The organism is Streptomyces meridianus (genome assembly GCF_023703325.1).
Lineage (GTDB): Bacteria > Actinomycetota > Actinomycetes > Streptomycetales > Streptomycetaceae > Streptomyces > Streptomyces meridianus.
Map to the genome: position 1 here is coordinate 106,632 of NZ_JAMQGM010000019.1, position 18,031 is coordinate 124,662.

Annotated in this window: 21 protein-coding genes; 4 read left to right on the top strand and 17 right to left on the bottom strand. The window is 70.2% G+C overall.

Translation table 11 applies throughout. The features are described 5' to 3' along the window. Positions 1-70 precede the first annotated feature (70 nt). A complete protein-coding gene (locus tag M1E25_RS09430; protein ID WP_251412545.1) occupies positions 71-460 on the top strand; it encodes a TraR/DksA family transcriptional regulator in 390 nt (129 codons plus the stop codon). Positions 461-547: 87 nt separating this feature from the next. Beyond that, positions 548-1,123 carry a GDSL-type esterase/lipase family protein gene (locus M1E25_RS09435; protein WP_251412547.1) on the top strand — a complete coding sequence of 192 codons (576 nt, stop codon included), beginning with the start codon at positions 548-550 and terminating at the stop codon, positions 1,121-1,123. A 185-nt stretch (positions 1,124-1,308) separates the two neighbouring features. Here the strand turns inward: M1E25_RS09435 and M1E25_RS09440 are convergent, their stop codons facing one another. The 9 genes from M1E25_RS09440 to M1E25_RS09480 all read right to left on the bottom strand — a co-directional run bounded on the left by M1E25_RS09440 (position 1,309) and on the right by M1E25_RS09480 (position 7,799). After that, the gene (locus tag M1E25_RS09440) at positions 1,309-1,938 is read right to left on the bottom strand and encodes a hypothetical protein (protein WP_251412550.1); all 630 of its coding nucleotides are present in this window, start codon (positions 1,936-1,938) and stop codon (positions 1,309-1,311) included. 74 nt (positions 1,939-2,012) lie between these two features. After that, positions 2,013-2,177: a hypothetical protein gene (locus M1E25_RS09445; RefSeq protein ID WP_251412553.1), complete on the bottom strand. Its 165-nt coding sequence runs from the start codon at positions 2,175-2,177 to the stop codon at positions 2,013-2,015. Positions 2,178-2,212: 35 nt separating this feature from the next. Next, the gene (locus tag M1E25_RS09450; RefSeq protein WP_251412555.1) at positions 2,213-2,662 is read right to left on the bottom strand and encodes a hypothetical protein; all 450 of its coding nucleotides are present in this window, start codon (positions 2,660-2,662) and stop codon (positions 2,213-2,215) included. A 322-nt stretch (positions 2,663-2,984) separates the two neighbouring features. Beyond that, positions 2,985-3,974 carry a 2,3,4,5-tetrahydropyridine-2,6-dicarboxylate N-succinyltransferase gene (gene dapD / locus M1E25_RS09455; protein ID WP_251412557.1) on the bottom strand — a complete coding sequence of 330 codons (990 nt, stop codon included), beginning with the start codon at positions 3,972-3,974 and terminating at the stop codon, positions 2,985-2,987. 207 nt (positions 3,975-4,181) lie between these two features. Continuing rightward, a complete protein-coding gene (locus M1E25_RS09460; RefSeq protein ID WP_251412558.1) occupies positions 4,182-5,030 on the bottom strand; it encodes an SAM-dependent methyltransferase in 849 nt (282 codons plus the stop codon). A 178-nt stretch (positions 5,031-5,208) separates the two neighbouring features. Next, on the bottom strand, positions 5,209-6,159 hold the full coding sequence (locus tag M1E25_RS09465) for a CU044_5270 family protein (RefSeq protein ID WP_251412560.1): 951 nt from the start codon (positions 6,157-6,159) through the stop codon (positions 5,209-5,211). Between the two features lies 1 nt (position 6,160). After that, on the bottom strand, positions 6,161-6,745 hold the full coding sequence (locus M1E25_RS09470; protein ID WP_251412562.1) for an RNA polymerase sigma factor: 585 nt from the start codon (positions 6,743-6,745) through the stop codon (positions 6,161-6,163). Between the two features lie 100 nt (positions 6,746-6,845). Then, the gene (locus M1E25_RS09475) at positions 6,846-7,169 is read right to left on the bottom strand and encodes a DMT family transporter (RefSeq protein WP_251412564.1); all 324 of its coding nucleotides are present in this window, start codon (positions 7,167-7,169) and stop codon (positions 6,846-6,848) included. A gap of 264 nt (positions 7,170-7,433) precedes the next feature. Next, the gene (locus M1E25_RS09480; protein WP_251412566.1) at positions 7,434-7,799 is read right to left on the bottom strand and encodes a VOC family protein; all 366 of its coding nucleotides are present in this window, start codon (positions 7,797-7,799) and stop codon (positions 7,434-7,436) included. Positions 7,800-7,983: 184 nt separating this feature from the next. On the opposite strand from M1E25_RS09480, the gene M1E25_RS09485 reads away from it, so the two are divergent. Continuing rightward, a complete protein-coding gene (locus tag M1E25_RS09485) occupies positions 7,984-9,780 on the top strand; it encodes a DUF8508 domain-containing protein (protein WP_251412575.1) in 1,797 nt (598 codons plus the stop codon). 155 nt (positions 9,781-9,935) lie between these two features. Further along, the gene (locus M1E25_RS09490) at positions 9,936-11,195 is read left to right on the top strand and encodes a DUF7847 domain-containing protein (protein ID WP_251412579.1); all 1,260 of its coding nucleotides are present in this window, start codon (positions 9,936-9,938) and stop codon (positions 11,193-11,195) included. Between the two features lie 105 nt (positions 11,196-11,300). Here M1E25_RS09490 and M1E25_RS09495 read toward each other — a convergent pair whose 3' ends face one another. From M1E25_RS09495 to M1E25_RS09530, 8 genes are all read right to left on the bottom strand, one after another. After that, positions 11,301-11,639 (bottom strand): metal-sulfur cluster assembly factor, encoded by a 339-nt coding sequence (locus M1E25_RS09495; RefSeq protein ID WP_251412582.1) that lies wholly within the window; start codon positions 11,637-11,639, stop codon positions 11,301-11,303. Further along, positions 11,636-12,100, bottom strand: coding sequence for a Fe-S cluster assembly sulfur transfer protein SufU (gene sufU, locus M1E25_RS09500; protein WP_251412585.1), 465 nt, complete (start codon positions 12,098-12,100; stop codon positions 11,636-11,638). The genes M1E25_RS09495 and sufU overlap by 4 nt, the downstream gene beginning before the upstream one ends. Positions 12,101-12,124: 24 nt before the next feature. Beyond that, the gene (locus M1E25_RS09505; RefSeq protein ID WP_251412588.1) at positions 12,125-13,381 is read right to left on the bottom strand and encodes a cysteine desulfurase; all 1,257 of its coding nucleotides are present in this window, start codon (positions 13,379-13,381) and stop codon (positions 12,125-12,127) included. Continuing rightward, a complete protein-coding gene (gene sufC / locus M1E25_RS09510) occupies positions 13,378-14,142 on the bottom strand; it encodes a Fe-S cluster assembly ATPase SufC (protein WP_251412591.1) in 765 nt (254 codons plus the stop codon). Before sufC ends, M1E25_RS09505 begins: the two co-directional genes overlap by 4 nt. Positions 14,143-14,150: 8 nt before the next feature. Further along, positions 14,151-14,486, bottom strand: a complete 336-nt coding sequence (locus M1E25_RS09515) for a non-heme iron oxygenase ferredoxin subunit (RefSeq protein ID WP_251412593.1) — start codon at positions 14,484-14,486, stop codon at positions 14,151-14,153. Continuing rightward, positions 14,483-15,667, bottom strand: a complete 1,185-nt coding sequence (gene sufD / locus M1E25_RS09520) for a Fe-S cluster assembly protein SufD (protein ID WP_251412595.1) — start codon at positions 15,665-15,667, stop codon at positions 14,483-14,485. Before sufD ends, M1E25_RS09515 begins: the two co-directional genes overlap by 4 nt. Before the next feature lie 93 nt (positions 15,668-15,760). Next, the gene (gene sufB, locus M1E25_RS09525) at positions 15,761-17,182 is read right to left on the bottom strand and encodes a Fe-S cluster assembly protein SufB (protein WP_251412597.1); all 1,422 of its coding nucleotides are present in this window, start codon (positions 17,180-17,182) and stop codon (positions 15,761-15,763) included. Then, positions 17,179-17,970, bottom strand: coding sequence for a helix-turn-helix transcriptional regulator (locus M1E25_RS09530; protein WP_251412599.1), 792 nt, complete (start codon positions 17,968-17,970; stop codon positions 17,179-17,181). The genes sufB and M1E25_RS09530 overlap by 4 nt, the downstream gene beginning before the upstream one ends. Positions 17,971-18,031 lie beyond the last annotated feature (61 nt).

Below are 18,031 nucleotides of genomic sequence, written 5' to 3' on the forward strand. Positions count from 1 at the left end.
CGGATCCCGTTCTCGATCGAACGAACGGGGGCGCGGAATGCGGAACACCCGCCATCGCGTTGTGAACGACATGACCGATTCGCCCGATCAGGCTGCTCTCCCGGTCTCCGAGCGGGAGCACATCCGCCGGCGGTTGGCGGCCGAGCGGGAGGAGACGAATGCGCGGATCGAGGCGCTGAGCCGGGACTTCGAGGGGATTGTCGAGGCGAACGCCCTGGTGGCGGTCGACGACGAGCACGACCCGGAGGGATCGAGCACCGCCTTCGAACGGGCCCACGTCGCCGCCCTGCTGGCTCAGGCCCGGGACCAGCTGCACGGCCTGGACCGGGCGCTGGAGCGTCTGGAGCGGGGCGTCTACGGGCGGTGCGAGGTGTGCGGGGAGCCGATCCCGATGGAGCGCCTGGAGGTCCGCCCCGCGGCGCGAACCTGCGTGCGCTGCGCGGAGAACCGGCCACGGTGATCCCGTGCCCGGACGCCTGTCGGGAGCCCGTCGCCGGTCGGGTACGGTCCGGGAGTCCCACCGGCAACCACAGGGATGGGCTCCACCGTGGTCGGCAGCACACGCGTGTTCTTCATCGGCGACTCCTTCGTCCAGGGCATCGGCGACCCCGGACAGCGCGGCTGGGTCGGCCGGGTGCTCCAGGCGTCACACGCGCCCGGCCGTGATCTCACCGGCTTCAACCTCGGTGTGCGCCGGAACACTTCGGACGATGTCCTCGCCCGCTGCTGGGACGAGGTCTCCCGGCGGACCGACCCCGCTGCGGACCACCGGCTGGTCGTGTCGTTCGGGATCAACGACGCGGTGGAGGAGTGCGGCGCGGTCCGGGTCCGGCACGAGCGCACGGTGAGCAATCTGGCGGAGCTGCTGGCCGGGGCGTCCCGACGCGGGATGGCCGCACTCGTCGTGGGACCACCACCGGTGATCGCCGGCGGCCGAAGCCACCTGGACCGGCTGCTCGCCCTGGCCGACGGCTTCGACAGGGTCTGCGCTCAGGCGGAGACGCCGTACATCCCGGTCACGCAGTTGCTCGCGGCCGATGACACCTGGCAGGCCGAGGCAGGAGCAGGCGACGCGCCCACCCCGGGGCCGCCGGGTACGACCGGCTGGCGGCGCTGGTGCTGAGGGGCGGCTGGCAGCACTGGCTGCCTGCCGGTGAGACGAACTCAGGACTGCAGAACGGCGGTTGAGTCCGATGGACCCCGGGTGTCCGATCGTCGTCCTCACCGGTCCTGCTCATCTGCGAGGCATGGGTTCCGGCGTCGCCCCTCGTCCACGGCAGGCGAGTCACGGGACCTCGTGGACACCGGTCAGCCGGTGTGCGTCTCCTGGCCTGCCGCTGCCGTCCGGCCCCGCACGAGCCTGTCCGTGACGGGCGCTGCATCGAGAACCGTCGACGGCTCGATTCCGAGCGCCCGGCGTGCCGTGGTCACGAACTCCTCGCTGGTGGTGGACCGGGCGCGCAGAACGCCGGCGCGCGCCGAGGGATCGAGGGCGGCAGCGCTGTCCGTGGTCCCCGGGTGGGAGCGCACGATGCGTGCGTGCAGCCGGAACTCCTCGCCGACGCTGCGGACCACGTCGGCGCCCCGCTCGGCGACGTTGTCGGGACCCACCAGACGGACGCGGACGTATGCCTCGTCCAGTGCCCTTCGCGCGGCGAATCCGGCTTCCCACGGATCCGACTCGGGGAACGGCCGGGCCAACCAGCCCTCGTCCAGCACGCGGTAAACGGCGTCGGCCTCGGACAGGAACCGCTCATACGAGTCCCGACGCATCTCCCGAGAAGTGATCGCCCGCTGCTCGGCCCGCTCCTCGCGCGCCAGCAGCCCCTGATGCCGTAGTTGCCTGCCGGTGACCCACGCCGAGACCGAACCTGCCAGGCCCGCAGCGGTGAGCGTCGACAGCGAGGTGATCAAGGCAACCGCGACCGTGTCCTTCACAGCAGCCATTCTGTCGCCCCCGCGGACCCGGGGCAGGTGAACGGCACTTGCCGACCGGGCACTTCGCGGGCGGATCACCGACCGTTCTTCTCCGCCTGGTGCCGAGACCCGGCGTCCTCGATCGCTGACCAGCGACGCGCACGCTCCAAGTGATGCCCGATGCGTGCCGCTCGTTCCTGCTTCTCGGCGGAGAAGCGGAAGCCGAGATCGGCCGCTTCCTCATCACGCTCATCCGTCATGACCTCCGATCCCGCTGCCGCTCATGGGCATCTGCTCACGACATCGTCCACTCACGGACATACCAGTGCTGGAAACGCCGTGGCATGACGCTCACCAGCCGGCGTTTGCTCCGAGGGGACAGGGCCGCGTACGCGCTGAGGCTCGTGACCGTGGTGAGAGTGAGACACAGGGTCAGGAGCATGGCCACGGTGTCCGACCCGACCTCCGTGTATCCACCGATGACCAGGCTCTGCACCTCGAGCCGCTCGCCTGCTCTGCCGTCGGGCCAGTGCAAACCTGCGTGCTCGTCCGTCCACGTGCCGCTCTCGGGGACGAAGGTTCCGGCGCAGACCCTGGTCCAGCCGCCCTTGGTGCCGCGTTCCATGTGGCATTCCCGAGCCGTGAACTCCCCGCGCTCACCGGTCCATCCCAGTGCCGCCGTCGCTGCCACCCCGGTGGCGAGAGCACCCATCAGGATGATCGCACTCGCAAGCATCCACAGCACGCGCTTCCACAACCTGCTGCTCTCGCGTTCGATGCGCCAAAGCTGAGGAGACTTGGCGTCTCCTTCTCCGGCATGCCGCAGGACGGACGGCGGAGCAGCAGCCGTTCGTCTTCTTCGGCCTCTTCGACGGTTGCGCGATCGGCGTTTCCTCCGGCTCATCAGCCCGTTGTACCCGGCTCCGTCTGCGGTGGACAGAGGGCCTGATGTCGGAACGGCCGCCCCCGCGGCAGCGCCGCTGCACGACGAGCGCCCTCCCGGCCCGCTGCGGGTGGGAGGGCGCTCGATGGCATTCCGGCTGCCGTCAACGACGGTGCCGATCCGCTCAGTTGTGGCTGTGCAGGGCCTCGTTGAGGCCGCCCCACGAGCCGGTGCGCTGCAGCGCCTCGACCGTCCCGGTCGTGGAGTTGCGGCGGAAGAGGAGGTTGTTCGCGCCGGACAGCTCCAGTGCCTTGATGATCTGACCGTCCGGAAGGGTCACCCGGGTTCCGGCGGTCACGTACAGGCCGGCCTCGACGATGCAGTCGTCACCGAGCGCGATGCCGATGCCCGCCTCGGCGCCGAGCAGGCAGCGCTCGCCGATCGAGACGATCTGCTTGCCGCCGCCCGAGAGGGTGCCCATGACCGACGCGCCGCCGCCGATGTCGGAGCCGTCGCCGACCACGACGCCCGCGCTGATCCGGCCCTCGACCATGGAGGTGCCGAGCGTGCCGGCGTTGAAGTTGACGAAGCCCTCGTGCATGACCGTGGTGCCGGCAGCAAGGTGCGCGCCGAGACGGACGCGGTCGGCGTCGGCGATCCGGACGCCGGCAGGAGCCACGTAGTCGGTCATCCGCGGGAACTTGTCGACGCTGGTGACCTGGAGGTGCAGACCCTCGGCGCGGGCGGCGAGGCGGACCTGTTCCAGGCTGTCGACGGCGACCGGGCCGATCGAGGTCCAGGCGACGTTGGCGAGCAGCCCGAAGATCCCGTCGAGGTTCTGGCCGTGCGGCTTGACCAGACGGTGGCTGAGCAGGTGCAGGCGCAGGTACGCGTCGTGCGCGTCGAGCGGCTTCTCGTCGAGGGAGGCGATGACCGTACGCACCGCGACGATATCGACGCCGCGGCGCGCGTCGGTGCCCAGGGCCTTGGGGGCCGCGGCGCCCAGCAGCTCGGCCGCGCGCTCGGCGGAGAGCCGCTCGGTACCGGCCGGGCCTGCGTCCGTGACGAGCTCGGGCGCGGGGAACCAGGTGTCGAGGACGGTCCCGTCGGCGGTGACGGTGGCGAGGCCGGCGGCGACGGCGCCGGTGGAACGGGTGGCGGTGGTGTCGGTCATGGTCAAACGCTAACCGGACCTCCGGCCCGGCGGCCAACCGGTCCCGCCGTACGCCACGGGCCCGTGGCACCGGCGCGAAGCCGTCGGTGCGGGCCCTCGGTGGCGACGGGCCCCGCCGGTCCGGCCCGAGGGTCTCGCCGGGAGCGGCTCCCCCCCCGGGGGGCCGGACCGACGGCTCCGGACCGTCGCGTCCGGCGTTCTCCGCAGCTACGGCTTGATGGCGACGCCCACCCACAGGCTGGTGTTCGCATCGGTGAGGTCCTCCCCGACCACCGCCATGCCCTCCGCCGACTCCGGCCGCCACCGGTGGGCGACCGAGACACCCGGTTCGATCAGGTCCAGCCCGGCGAAGAACTTCGCCACCTCGGCCCTGGTGCGCATCGCCGCCGGCGTGCCGGATGCCCGGTAGACGTCGGCGATCGCGCTGATCGCCACCGGGTCGAAGTCCCCGGTGACGTGCGAGATCGCCAACGCCGACCCGGACGGCACGGCGTCGACGAGGCGCCGGACGACCCCGTAGGGGTCCGTGTCGTCGGGCATGAAGTGCAGCAACGCGTTCAGGCTGACCGCGATCGGACGGTCCAGATCGAGGGTCTCGGCGAGCTCCGGCGCGGAGAGGATCGACTCCGGGTCCCGGGCGTCGGCCTCGATGTAGGCCGTCCGGCCCTCCTCGGAGCTGGTCATCAGCGCCTGTGCGTGGGCCAGCACGATGGGGTCGTTGTCGGCGTACACCACGCGGGCGTCCGGCACCACGGACTGCGCCACCTCGTGCAGGTTCGGCGAGGTCGGGATGCCGGTACCGATGTCGAGCCACTGCCGTATGCCGTGCTCGCGGGCCAGGACCCGGGTGGCCCGGTGCATGAAGGCCCGGTTCTCGCGTGCTGCGACCATCGCGTCCGGCCAGACCGAGAGCGCCTTGACCGCCGTGGCGCGGTCGGGGGCGTAGTTCGTCTTGCCGCCGAGGTAGAAGTCGTACATCCGCGCGCTGTGCGCCTGGTCGAGGCGCAGGTCCTTCGGCTCCCGCTGAGCCTGTTCCATGAAGCCTTCCCCTGCCATGTGCCGTCCTCCGTGCGGTACGAGAGCGATTACAAACCCCCCGACTACGCGGCAGCGTACGCGCTCTCCGGACCCTGGAGCAGCCCAATCACCTTGCATTTGCTGGTAGTTGACGACAAAAAGCGGGAGCGGCCCGCTCCCCTCCGCCCGGGCCGCTCCCTCATCGGTCCGCCCGCGGTCAGGGACGCTGCCCCTTCCGATCGACCAGACCGGACTCGAGAACGAGCGAGTTGATCAGGACGTCGCCGGCCTTGGTGTCGTCCGGGTGAAGCGGGTCCGCCTTCCCGAAGGAATAGGCCTTGGTGGCCACCACCCGCTGTCCCACGCAGGTGAACGTCTGCGGGTCGAAGAGCATCTGGTCCTGGAAGGCGTCGTCGCGCTCCGGAAGGTAGACCGCGATGGCGCCCCGCCCGCGGGCGTCCTCGACGAGACGGTCGACGACCTTCAGCCCGTCGATGGTCGCCATGGCCCGGTAGAGCCGCGCCAGCCCGCCGGGCGGAACCGGATAGGTGTCGGCCAGGACCCGGGAGGCGCGGAAGCTGTGTGCGCTGCGCGACTCCCCCTTGATCGGCGGGTACGAGGCGCGCGCCGTGGCCAGCGTCCTTTCCGGGTCCGCGGGGAGGCGGTCCACCAACTCGTAGCGCTCACGGAAGGAGTGGTCGTCGCCCTCCTTCCCGTTCTCGAACCGCGGGTCCACGTACGGGTACCAATGTTCCTGCTCCGCCGGACCGGACTGCGGTTTCGACTCGTGGCCGCGCATGGTCTTCTGGTACACCCACTGCCCTGCACGCGGCTTGGGGTCGGGCAGACGCTCGACGGCGTCGGCGGCACGGTTCAGCACGGTGGCCGCGTCCTCGAGGTCGTCCGTCCGTACCACCGGGGGTGCGGCCGGCCGTACGGACCGCTCCCCGCTCCCCGTCACCAGCTGGGGGACGACCAGTGCGGCCACCGTGACCACCGCGACGGCCGCTGCCGCTGCGACGGCGGCCCATCGGCGGCCCAGGCGGGTACGGGCGCGGGACGTGCGTTCCGTCGCCCGGACGAGGCGGATCCGCCCGGGTGCCAGCCGCGCACGGTCGGGAACGGGAGCGTCGGCGCGCAGTTCGCACACCGCGGTCATCTCATCCATCTCACACCACCTTCGCGGTGTCGTTCACGAACATCGGGTCGTCGCCGAGTGCGGTGCGCACCTTGCGACGGGCGCGGTTGAGCCGGGAGCGGACCGTGCCGACCGGGATGTCCAGCGCCTCGGCCACCTCCTGATAGGTGAGGTCGGCCCAGGCGACCAGCAGCAGAACGTGCCGGTCGCGCGGCGACAGTCCGGCCAGAGCTGCCGCCAGCGGTGCCTTCGCGGCCTGGGCGGTCACTCGGCTGTCGGCCCGGTCCGCCCAGGACTCGGCCACGGGGTCCGTGCCGGTGCGCGCCAGCGCCCGCAGCCCCCGCACCTCGGTCCGGCGGTGCCGGCTGATGAGATGTGCGGCAATGCCGTAGAGCCAGGGCCGCGCGTTGTGCCGGGAGGTGTCGAAGCGGGCCCGGTGGCGGAACGCCGCGAGGAAGGTCTCCGCGGTGATGTCGTCGGCGACTCCGTCACCGAGCCGCCGCGCGACGTAGCGGTGGATGTCGGCGGCGTAGCGGTCGTAGAGGTGCGCAAAGGTCTCGGGTCTCTCCCGGGACTCCTCGATGGTGGCGGCGTCGTCCGCCGGTGGTGGGCTCACTGGGCTTCCCCCGTCCTGGCTCAGGGCTCAAGCGTCCATCCCCTGTTGCCCGTTGGCCCGAAGGGGGTTCACGCCCGTGCGCAGGAGCGAGCGGGCCGGGTCAGTGCGTCCCCCCGCCGAGATTGAGCACCACCACTCCGGCGATCACCAGCAGGATTCCGGCGATCCGCGCCACGGTGACGGCTTCCCCGAGGAACACCATGCCGATCACGGCGATGGCTGCGGTTCCGGCCCCGGCCCAGACGGCGTAGGCGGTGCCGACACCCATCGACTTGAGCGTCTGCGCCAGCAGCGCGAAGGAGACGAGGTAGCCGACCACCGTGACGAGGGACGGCCAGAGCCTGGTGAAACCGTGGCTGTACTTCATGGCCGTCGTCCCGAGTACCTCGGCCAGAATCGCACCGGCCAGCGTCAACCACACCATGCGGACGAGCCTACGCAACCCGCGCACACCGGTCGGCGCCGGGCTGAGCCTCCGGGACCGGAAGATCGGCGAGTGGCACCCCTGGTCGGGCAGACGCGTCCCGGGAACGCCGAGCGTCACTCGGTGCGAGCGAACGACGGCCGGCGTCCAGCCTGCGGATCGACTCACCGACCCGTCCGCCGCCTCCCGGGGCCGACGGCCGCTGCCGCCGACGAGTCGGCGGCAGCGGTGTGAACGGTCGTGAACGATCGGGGTCCCGGACGCTCAGGCCGTGAGCGACTTCATCGGCCTCAGCACACAGAACTCGTTGCCCTCGGGGTCGGCCAGCACCACCCAGCTGACGTCGTCGCCCTGGCCGACCTCGGCCGGCCGGGCACCCAGCGCCAGCAAGCGCTCGACCTCGGCGTCCTGGTCGTCCGGGCTGAGATCGAGGTGCAGGCGGTTCTTGACCGACTTCCCCTCGGGCACCGGCAGGAAGACGATGCCCGGCCAGGCGTGTTCGTCGGCTCCGATGACGACTTCCTCGGGGTCCTCGAAGAGGACCTGCCAGTCGAGAACCCCGCACCAGAACCGGGCCAGGCTGCGCGGATCATGTGCGTCCACGGCGATTTGATACAGCTTCAGTCCCATGGGAGCCATCCTGGCCTCCTCGAGGGCGAAGCGCCCCCCGACGCGCGGCCGAGTGCACCGATCACGCGCGCAGATACCACACAACCGCCACGTGACGGCAACCCGGGCGCCACCACCCGTCGCTACAACTCCGGTGAACGGTCACCGAAGGTCCATTCCTCCTCACCCTCACGAAGGGCCACCCATGGACAACCCGACACGGGCCCGTACGGTCTGCGCAGCGCTCACCCTCGCGCTCACGGCCTCCGCCCTGGCCGCCTTCCCCCAGCCGGCACAGGCAGCCGGCGTCACCGTGCCGGCCATCCAGGGCACGACCCGCATATCCCCCTACAACGGCTCGACTGTCACCACGACCGGCATCGTCACCGCTGTCCGCTCCACCGGCACGTCCCGGGGATTCTGGATCCAGGACGAGAGCGGCGACGGGGACTCCGCCACCAGCGACGGCATCTTCGTCTACCGGGGATCGAGCAGCGTCCACACGAGCGTCGGCAACAAGGTCACCGTCACGGGCAGGGTCTCCGAGTACTACCCCGGCGGCGGAACCCAGTCGCTCACCGAACTGACCTCGGCCACCTGGACGACGCAGTCGAGCGGCAACCCGCTCCCCGCGGCTGCCCCGCTCGACGACGCGACGGTCCCCTCCGCCTACGCACCCGCCAACGACGGCAACAGTATCGAGTCGATGACGCTTCAGCCCACCGACTACGGTCTGGACAAGCTGGAGTCCACCGAGGGCATGCGCGTCTCCGTGGCCGACGCCCGGGTCGTCGGCGCGACCAACACGTACGGCGAACTCTGGGTCGGCGTGAAACCGTCGCAGAACACCAGCGCCGGAGGCGGGGCGCTGTACTCCTCGTACAGCAGCCAGAACTCCGGACGGATCAAGGTCCTGCCGCTGACCGGCAGCGCGCCGGCCGCGAAGGTCGGTGACACCCTCTCCGGCACGACGACCGGCCCGCTCGACTACAGCTCGTTCGGCGGCTACACCCTTGCCGCCACGTCCCTCGGCTCCCTGGCCACAGGCGGGACGGCCAAGGAGACCACGGCCGCGCAGAGTCCGGGCCAGCTGGCCGTGGCCACCTACAACGTCGAGAATCTCGACCCGTCCGACCCTGCCTCGAAGTTCACTGCCCTGGCCCAGGGCATCGTCGGCAACCTCACGTCACCCGACATCGTGGCCCTCGAAGAGGTGCAGGACAACAACGGCGCGGTGGACGACGGGACGGTGGCCGCCGACCGGACCCTGGACCAGCTGGCCGCCGCGGTGTCAGCAGCGGGCGGCCCGTCGTACGCGTACACCCAGATCGACCCGGTGGACGGTGCGGACGGCGGCGAGCCCGGCGGCAACATCCGCCAGGCCTTCCTCTACAACCCCGCCCGAGTGAGCCTCACTTCGCGTCCCGGCGGCGGCCCCACCACCGCGAACTCGGTGGTCGACAGCTCCGGCACCGCGCAGCTGAAGTACTCCCCCGGCCGGATCGCCCCGGCCGACTCCGCCTGGAACGCCAGCCGCAAGCCGCTGGCCGCCGAGTTCGTCTTCGACGGCAAGCCGGTCGTCCTGATCGCCAACCACTTCAACTCCAAGGGCGGCGACGAGCCCCTGCACGGCAGGAACCAGCCGCCCGCCCGCAGCTCCGAGACGCAGCGCACGTCCCAGGCCGCCGTCGTCAACGCCTTCGTCGACGACATCCTGGCAGTGCAGTCCGACGCCCGCGTGGTCGTCCTCGGCGACCTCAACGACTTCGCCTTCTCCGAGGCGGTGAACACGCTCGAGGGCGGTGTCCTCACCGACCTCGTCGACACCCTGCCGGCCTCCGAGCGCTACACCTACGTCTACGACGGAAACTCGCAGGCGCTGGACCACACGTTGGTCAGCCCGGCACTGTCCTCCTACGAGTACGACATCGTGCACGTCAACGCCGAGTTCCCCGACCAGACCAGCGACCACGATCCGCAGGTGGTGCGACTGACTCCCTGACCCCCGGGACCCCGTGCAGGTCCGGGCCCGCCGCGCCTTGACGGTGCGGCGGGCCCGGGCCGTCGCCCCTCCGGCGCAGGCCCCTGTCACCGGCTCCGGGCGACCGTCTAGAGTTGGGCGGTTGGGGCGGGAACAACTCGAAACGGAGACCAGAGATGTCGAAGGACCAGGGGTGGGAGCCGTCGGGCAACCCGGCGGCCGGTGGGCAGGGTTGGGGTGGTGGCGCACCGTACGGCGGACCGCCCGGTGGCTGGGGGTGGGCGCCGCCCCCGCCGCCGAAGCCGGGGGTGATACCGCTCGCCCCGCTGTCGGTGGGCGACATCGTCAGCGGCTCGTTCTCGGCCATGACCCGTTACTGGAAGCCGCTGTTCGGGACGGCGGGCGCGGTGTACGGCGGCCTGGCCGCCCTCATCGTGCTGGGCCTCGGACTCGGGTACCTGGTGGTCTCGGACCACGTGAACGCGCTGTTCGACCTGCCGGACGGCACCGACCCGGACCCGGCCGACCTGATACCGGTGCTCGTCGCCTTCGGGGTGGTGTACCTCCTCGCCGTCATCGCCCTCCTGATCGCCTCGGCCGTGGGGTACGCGAGTTGCGCGGTCGTGGTCCGCGAAGCGGTCCTGGGCCGTGACGTCACCTTCGGCGCGGTCTGGCGGCAGGCCTGGGCCCGGGTCCCCTCGGTGATCGGAGCCGTGCTCCTGTCCGGGCTCGCGGCCTTCGGTCCGGTGCTCGTGGGCATGATCGCCGCCATGGTCGCCGCCGGGGTGTTCGCGGTCGGTGGTAACGCTCAGGACGCGGGCAGCGTCTTCGGCATCGCCATGCTGGTGATCTTCCTGGTGCTCCTGCCCCTGGGCATCTGGATCCACATCCGCTTCTGCCTGGCCCCGCAGGCCGTGGTCTTCGAACCGCAGCGGGCGGTCGCAGCGATGCGCCGCTCGGTGCGCCTGGTGCGCGGCTCCTGGTGGCGCGTGTTCGGGATCACCGCGCTGGGTTTCGTCATCGGTGTGGGCCTGAGCTACGCCGTGTCCATCCCGTTCACCATCGTGGGCATGATCGTCGGGTTCCCCGGGATGGCGACGATGGGGCCGGAGCCCGATCTTCCGGCCCTCTTCGCCTCCATGGGCCTCTACATGACCTTCGTCATGACGGGCTCGATGATCGGCCAGATCGTCGCCCAGGTGTTCTCGTCCCTGGTCACCGGCCTGGTCTACGTCGACCAGCGCATCCGGCGCGAGGACCTGGTGTCCTCGCTCGCCGCCGCCGTCGGCATCCCGTCCGGCCCCGAGGGACCGTCCGGACCGGCAACCCCCGGTCCGACCCCGGAGGGTCCGGGCCGGCCTCCCGCGGAGGGCCACTCGGCTCCGGGACCGCAGGATCCGCCCGCTCCGCCCGCGACGGGGCCCGCCACGGGCTGACGCCCCGTCCGGCAGCAGACGACTCCGGCCCCGGTGCGTGCAGCACCGGGGCCGGATCGCGCAGGCGCGGGACACCGTGACCGGCAGCCCGCACCCGGCGGTGGTTCAGACGTTGAAGCCGAGCGCCCTGAGCTGCTCGCGGCCGTCGTCCGTGATCTTGTCGGGGCCCCACGGCGGCATCCAGACCCAGTTGATCCTCAGCTCGTTGACGATGCCGTCGGTGGCGGACTTCGCCTGGTCCTCGATCACGTCGGTCAGCGGACAGGCCGCGGACGTCAGGGTCATGTCGATGGTGGCGACGTTGCTGTCGTCCACGTGGACGCCGTAGATCAGGCCCAGGTTGACCACATCGATGCCCAGCTCGGGGTCCACGACGTCGTACAGCGCCTCGCGGACCTCCTCCTCGCTCGCGGGCTTGGTGGTGGTCTCCACGTTGTCGGTCATACCGTGTTCCTTCCAGCGCTCTCGCCCAGTGCCTGGGCCGTCGCGTCCTTCCAGGCCATCCAGCTCAGCAGGGCGCACTTGACCCGGGCCGGGTACTTGGAGACGCCGGCGAACGCGACCGCGTCCTCCAGCACCTCCTCCATCGCGTCGTCGGGCTCGATCCGCCCCTTGGACTGCATGAGCTCCAGGAAGGTCTCCTGGATCCGGTGCGCCTCGTCCAGCTTGGTGCCGACCAGCAACTCGTTCAGCACCGAGGCGCTGGCCTGGCTGATGGAACAGCCCTGTCCCTCGTACGACACGTCCGCGATGTTCTCGCCGTCGAGCTTCACCCGCAGGGTGATCTCGTCGCCGCACGTCGGGTTGACGTGGTGCACTTCGGCGTCGCCGTCGCGCAGGCCCCGGCCGTGCGGGTGCTTGTAGTGGTCCAGGATCACGTCCTGGTACATCGAGTCAAGCTTCACGAGTCAACCTCAACCGCTGCTTCATTAGCCGAAAAAGTTCCGAACGTGCTCCAGCCCGTCCACCAGGGCGTCGACCTCCGCGGGCGTGGAGTACAGGTAGAACGACGCCCGCGTGGTCGCAGGAATTCCGTACCGCAGGCAGACCGGCCGCGCGCAGTGGTGGCCGACCCGGACGGCGATGCCCTGCTCGTCGAGCACCTGCCCCACGTCATGGGGGTGGATGTCGCCGAGCGTGAACGAGATCGCCGCCCCGCGGTCCTCGGCCGTGGTCGGGCCGATGATGCGCAGGTCCGGCACCTCGAGGAGCCTGCGCACCGCGTACTCGGTGATCGCGTGCTCGTGCGCCTGGATCTTCTCCATGCCGATGGCGCCGAGGTAGTCCACCGCCGCACCGAGACCGACGGCCTGGGCGATCGGAGGCGTGCCGGCCTCGAACTTGTGGGGCGCCGGGGCGTACGTCGACGAGTTCATCGTGACGGTCTCGATCATCTCGCCACCGCCGAGGAAGGGCGGCAGGTCCTCGAGCAGCTCCTGGCGGCCCCACAGCACGCCGATGCCGGTCGGGCCGCACATCTTGTGACCGGTGAAGGCCACGAAGTCGGCCTGGAGCGCCTGCACGTCCAGCACCATGTGCGGGGCGGCCTGCGAGGCGTCGACCACGACCAGCGCCCCGACGTCCTGGGCCCGACGGACGATCTTCTCGACCGGGTTGACGGTGCCCATGATGTTGGAGACCAGCGTGAACGAGACGACCTTGGTCTTCTCGGTGATGACCTGCTCGATGTCCGACAGGTCGAGCCGTCCGTCGTCGGTGAGGCCGAACCACTTCAGCTTCGCGCCGGTGCGCTGCGACAGCAGCTGCCACGGAACGATGTTGGAGTGGTGCTCCATCTCCGTTATGACGATCTCGGTGTCGCGGTCGACGCTGTAGGGGTCGTCGGCCCAGCCGAGCATGTTGGCCACGAGGTTGAGCGACTCCGAGGCGTTCTTCGTGAAGATCACCTCGTCGCGGCTCGGTGCGTTGACGAAGGCGGCGACCTTGTCCCGCGCGCCCTCGTACAGCGCCGTGGCCTCCTCGGCGAGCACGTGCACTCCGCGGTGCACGTTGGCGTTGTGCCGCTCGTAGTACTCGTTCAGCGCGTCGAGCACCTGGCGCGGCTTCTGCGAGGTCGCCGCGTTGTCCAGGTACACGACCTTCTTCCCGTCGTGGACCTGGCGGTCCAGGATCGGGAAGTCCTTGCGGATCGCCTCTGTGTCGAGGAGGCCCGGCAGCTGTGTCACGTGGTGGCCCCGCCCTTCGTGTAGGCCTCGTAGCCCTCGTTCTCCAGCTTGTCCGCGAGCTCGGCGCCGCCGGACTCGGCGATGCGGCCGTTCACGAACACGTGGACGTAGTCGGGCTTGATGTAGCGCAGGATGCGCGTGTAGTGGGTGATCAGCAGGGTTCCGACCTCGCCGCTCTCCCGGACCCGGTTGACGCCCTCGGACACGGTGCGCAGCGCGTCGACGTCCAGGCCGGAGTCGGTCTCGTCGAGGACCGCGATCTTCGGCTTGATCAGCTCGAGCTGAAGGATCTCGTGGCGCTTCTTCTCACCGCCGGAGAAGCCCTCGTTGACGTTCCGCTCGGCGAAGGAGGGGTCCATGTTGAGGCGCTCCATGGCCTCCTTGACCTCCTTGACCCAGGTGCGCAGCTTCGGGGCCTCGCCGCGCACGGCGGTGGCCGAGGTGCGCAGGAAGTTGGAGACGGAGACGCCGGGGACCTCGACCGGGTACTGCATGGCGAGGAAGACACCGGCGCGGGCGCGCTCGTCGACGGACATCTCGAGGACGTCCTCGCCGTCGAGGGTGACGGTGCCGCCGGTGATCTTGTACTTGGGGTGACCGGCGAGCGAGTAGGCGAGGGTGGACTTGCCGGAGCCGTTCGGGCCCATGATGGCGTGTGTCTCGCCCTGCTTGACGGTCAGGTCGACGCCTCGGAGGATCTCTCGGGCGCCGCCTTCCGCGTCGACGGAGACGTGCAGGTCGTGGATCTCAAGCGTTGCCATGGGTTGCCTCAGGACTCCTGGGTGACGGAGACGAGCACTGCCGCATCGGGGCCGTCTCCTTCGATCTTGACGGGGTATACGGGGACGGGACGGGTGGCGGGCAGGCCGGTGGGCTTGCCACTGCGGAGGTCGAAGCGCGAGCCGTGCAGCCAGCACTCGATGGTGCAGTCCTCCACCTCGCCCTCGGAGAGCGAGACGTTCGCGTGCGAGCAGATGTCGTAGATCGCGAACACGTCGCCGTCGGTGCGGACGACGGACACGGGGGTACCGCCGATCTCCACCCGCTTGGGCTCGTCCTCCTCGAGGTCGCCCAGCGCGCAGACGCGTACGAAGTCCTCGCTCATGCCGCGGCCGTTTCCAGCTCGGCCTCGACCTTGGCCATCAGCCGCTCCTCGACGTCCGGCAGGCCGATCTGCTGAACCAGCTCGGCGAAGAAGCCGCGGACGACCAGGCGCCGGGCCTCGTCGGCGGGGATACCGCGGGCCATCAGGTAGAAGAGCTGCTCGTCGTCGAAGCGGCCGGTCGCCGAGGCGTGTCCGGCTCCGACGATCTCGCCGGTCTCGATCTCGAGGTTGGGCACCGAGTCGACCCGGGCGCCGTCCGTGAGGACCAGGTTCCGGTTCATCTCGTAGGTGTCCGTACCGGTGGCCCCGGCCCGGATGAGGACGTCGCCGATCCAGACGGCGTGCGCGTCCTGGCCCTGCAACGCGCCCTTGTAGACCACGTTGCTGCGGCAGTTGGGGGCGTTGTGGTCGGCGAAGAGACGGTGCTCGTGGTGCTGGCCGTTCTCCGTGAAGTACAGGCCGAACAGCTCGGCCTCGCCACCGGGGCCCGCATAGGAGACCCGCGGGTAGAGGCGCACCAGGTCCCCGCCGAAGGTGACGACGACGGACTTGAACGTCGCGTCCCGGCCGACCAGGGCGTTCTGCTGGGCGGTGTGGACCGCGTCGTCGGCCCAGTCCTGGACGGACACGACGGTCAGCTTGGCGCCGTCGCCGAGGAGGTAGTCGACGTTGGTGCCGTAGACCGCGCTGCCGGTGTGGTTGACGACGACCGTGGCCTCGGCGAACGCGCCGAGCTCGATCACGAGGTGGCCGTACCCGACGCCGCCGTTGCCGTGGATGTCCACGCGCACGGGCTCGTCGAGCACCTGCTCCTTCGGCACGGAGACCACGGTGGCCTTGTCGAAGGACGAGTAGGCCTGGGCGCCGACCCGGTCGACGGGCTTGCCGGCCCGGCCCACGCGCTCGTCGTCGCGGTCGGCCATGGCGACGGTGACGGCGGCGGGGGCGTCGATGTTCACCGAGACCGCGCCGTCGGTGGCCGCCGCGCTGCCGTCGTGCAGGCCCTTCAGCCGCTCCAGGGGAGTGAAGCGCCACTCCTCCTCGCGGCCGTGCGGAACCGGGAAGTCCGCCACGTCGTACGACGGGGGCGCACTCATCCGGGTGGCGACGGTGGACTCCGCCGCCACCGCGACGGCCCCGGTGGTGGTGGAACCCGCCGGATAGTTCTGAGCCTCAGCCATGGCTGTCGTGGTGCTCTCTTCCTGATGCAGTGACTTGGGGGAGACCACCCCCGGAACGGGGCCAGGGGTGATCACTGACGGACGGGATGGTGGTCAGCCGACGGCGCCTTCCATCTGCAGCTCGATCAGCCGGTTGAGCTCGAGTGCGTACTCCATCGGCAGCTCCTTGGCGATCGGCTCGACGAAGCCGCGCACGATCATGGCCATGGCCTCGAACTCCGTCATGCCCCGGCTCATGAGGTAGAAGAGCTGGTCCTCGCTGACCTTGGAGACCGTTGCCTCGTGGCCCATCGAGACGTCGTCCTCGCGGACGTCGACGTAGGGGTAGGTGTCCGAGCGGGAGATGGTGTCGACGAGCAGGGCGTCGCAGAGCACGTTGGACTTGGCGCCCTCGGCTCCCTCACCGATCTCGATCAGGCCGCGGTAGGAGGTCCGGCCGCCGCCCCGCGCCACCGACTTGGAGACGATGTTCGAGGAGGTGTTGGGGGCCATGTGGACCATCTTGGCGCCGGCGTCCTGGTGCTGGCCCTCGCCCGCGAAGGCGATCGACAGGGTCTCGCCCTTGGCGTGCTCGCCCATCAGGTACACGGCCGGGTACTTCATGGTGACCTTGGAGCCGATGTTGCCGTCGATCCACTCCATGGTCGCGCCCTCGTAAGCCACGGCGCGCTTGGTGACCAGGTTGTAGACGTTGTTCGACCAGTTCTGGATGGTCGTGTAGCGGCAGCGGGCGCCCTTCTTGACGATGATCTCGACGACAGCGGAGTGCAGCGAGTCCGACTGGTAGATCGGCGCGGTGCAGCCCTCGACGTAGTGGACGTAGGCGTCCTCGTCGACGATGATCAGCGTCCGCTCGAACTGGCCCATGTTCTCGGTGTTGATCCGGAAGTAGGCCTGGAGCGGGATCTCCACGTGCACGCCCTTCGGCACGTAGATGAACGAACCGCCGGACCACACGGCCGTGTTCAGCGCGGCGAACTTGTTGTCGCCGGCCGGGATCACGGTACCGAAGTACTCCTTGAAGAGCTCCGGGTGCTCCTTGAGCGCGGTGTCGGTGTCCAGGAAGAGAACGCCCTGCTCCTCCAGGTCCTCACGGATCTGGTGGTAGACGACCTCGGACTCGTACTGGGCGGCGACACCCGCGACCAGGCGCTGCTTCTCCGCCTCCGGGATGCCGAGCTTGTCGTAGGTGTTCTTGATGTCCTCGGGCAGGTCCTCCCAGCTGGCGGCCTGCTTCTCCGTGGAGCGGACGAAGTACTTGATGTTGTCGAAGTCGATGCCGGAGAGGTCCGAGCCCCAGTTCGGCATGGGCTTCTTGCCGAACAGCTTCAGGCCCTTGAGCCGGAGCTTCAGCATCCAGTCCGGCTCGGACTTCTTGTCCGAGATGTCACGGACGACCTCCTCCGACAGACCGCGCTTGGCGGAGGCGCCGGCAACGTCGGAGTCGGCCCAGCCGTACTCGTACTTGCCCAGGCCCTCGAGCTCGGGGTGGGCAGTCTCCGTGGGGAGAGTCATGCGGGGTTCCTCCCGGCCGTGCTTGCAGATGCTGTGGTGGTCTTGCGTTCGGTGTGCTCGGCGTCGGGGCCGCTGCCGGCCTTCGGTACGAAGGTCGTGCAGACTCCGTCGCCGTGGGCGATGGTGGCCAGTCGCTGCACGTGGGTGCCGAGCAGGCGGGCGAAGACCTCGGTCTCGGCCTCGCACAACTGCGGGAACCGCTCGGCGGCGTGCGCGACCGGGCAGTGGTGCTGGCACAGCTGCTCGCCGACCGGTGCGCTGCGCGCCGTGGCAGCGTACCCGTCGTCGGTCAGCGCCTTCGCCAGCGCCTCGGTGCGCTCACGGGGGTCGGCGGACGCGACGGCCCGGCGGTACTGCTCGGCGGGTCCGGCGAGCCGGGCCCGGGCGAACTCGGCGACGGCCGCCTCACCCTTCTCGCCGCCTCCGGCGGCCTGTGCGATCCAGCGCAGGGCGTCGACGGCGAGGTCGTCATAGGCCTGGTCGAAGACGTCCCGCCCGCTGTCGGTGAGCGCGAACACCTTGGCCGGCCGACCGCGGGTGCGGGCGCCGTAGACACGCTGTTCCCGGGGCTCGACGACACCGTCGGCGGCCAGGGTGTCGAGATGGCGGCGGACCGCGGCCTGCGTGAGACGCAGCCGCTGCGCGACCTGCGCGGCGGTGGACGGGCCGTGGTCGAGGATCGAGCGGGCGACCTTGTTGCGGGTGCTGCGCTGCTCGTCATGGGCAGGCGCAGCGGCTGCGCCGGTCGAACCGACCGGCGCCTTCCGAGCCTCGCCCTCGTATTTCACAACGCCATTGTTGCGTAATTCGCGGCCCGGCGACAACCGGCATCCGAGGGAGATCGCGTGG

Bases quoted from the DNA above. Each gene is read 5' to 3' on its own strand.
- M1E25_RS09495 (WP_251412582.1), bottom strand. From the start codon at position 11,639: ATGACCGACAACGTGGAGACCACCACCAAGCCCGCGAGCGAGGAGGAG.
- M1E25_RS09515 (WP_251412593.1), bottom strand. From the start codon at position 14,486: ATGAGCGAGGACTTCGTACGCGTCTGCGCGCTGGGCGACCTCGAGGAG.
- M1E25_RS09430 (WP_251412545.1), top strand. From the start codon at position 71: ATGACCGATTCGCCCGATCAGGCTGCTCTCCCGGTCTCCGAGCGGGAG.
- sufC (WP_251412591.1), bottom strand. From the start codon at position 14,142: ATGGCAACGCTTGAGATCCACGACCTGCACGTCTCCGTCGACGCGGAA.
- M1E25_RS09485 (WP_251412575.1), top strand. From the start codon at position 7,984: ATGGACAACCCGACACGGGCCCGTACGGTCTGCGCAGCGCTCACCCTC.
- M1E25_RS09475 (WP_251412564.1), bottom strand. From the start codon at position 7,169: ATGGTGTGGTTGACGCTGGCCGGTGCGATTCTGGCCGAGGTACTCGGG.
- M1E25_RS09465 (WP_251412560.1), bottom strand. From the start codon at position 6,159: ATGGATGAGATGACCGCGGTGTGCGAACTGCGCGCCGACGCTCCCGTT.
- M1E25_RS09460 (WP_251412558.1), bottom strand. From the start codon at position 5,030: ATGGCAGGGGAAGGCTTCATGGAACAGGCTCAGCGGGAGCCGAAGGAC.
- M1E25_RS09490 (WP_251412579.1), top strand. From the start codon at position 9,936: ATGTCGAAGGACCAGGGGTGGGAGCCGTCGGGCAACCCGGCGGCCGGT.
- M1E25_RS09480 (WP_251412566.1), bottom strand. From the start codon at position 7,799: ATGGGACTGAAGCTGTATCAAATCGCCGTGGACGCACATGATCCGCGC.
- sufB (WP_251412597.1), bottom strand. From the start codon at position 17,182: ATGACTCTCCCCACGGAGACTGCCCACCCCGAGCTCGAGGGCCTGGGC.
- dapD (WP_251412557.1), bottom strand. From the start codon at position 3,974: ATGACCGACACCACCGCCACCCGTTCCACCGGCGCCGTCGCCGCCGGC.
- sufD (WP_251412595.1), bottom strand. From the start codon at position 15,667: ATGGCTGAGGCTCAGAACTATCCGGCGGGTTCCACCACCACCGGGGCC.
- M1E25_RS09445 (WP_251412553.1), bottom strand. From the start codon at position 2,177: ATGACGGATGAGCGTGATGAGGAAGCGGCCGATCTCGGCTTCCGCTTC.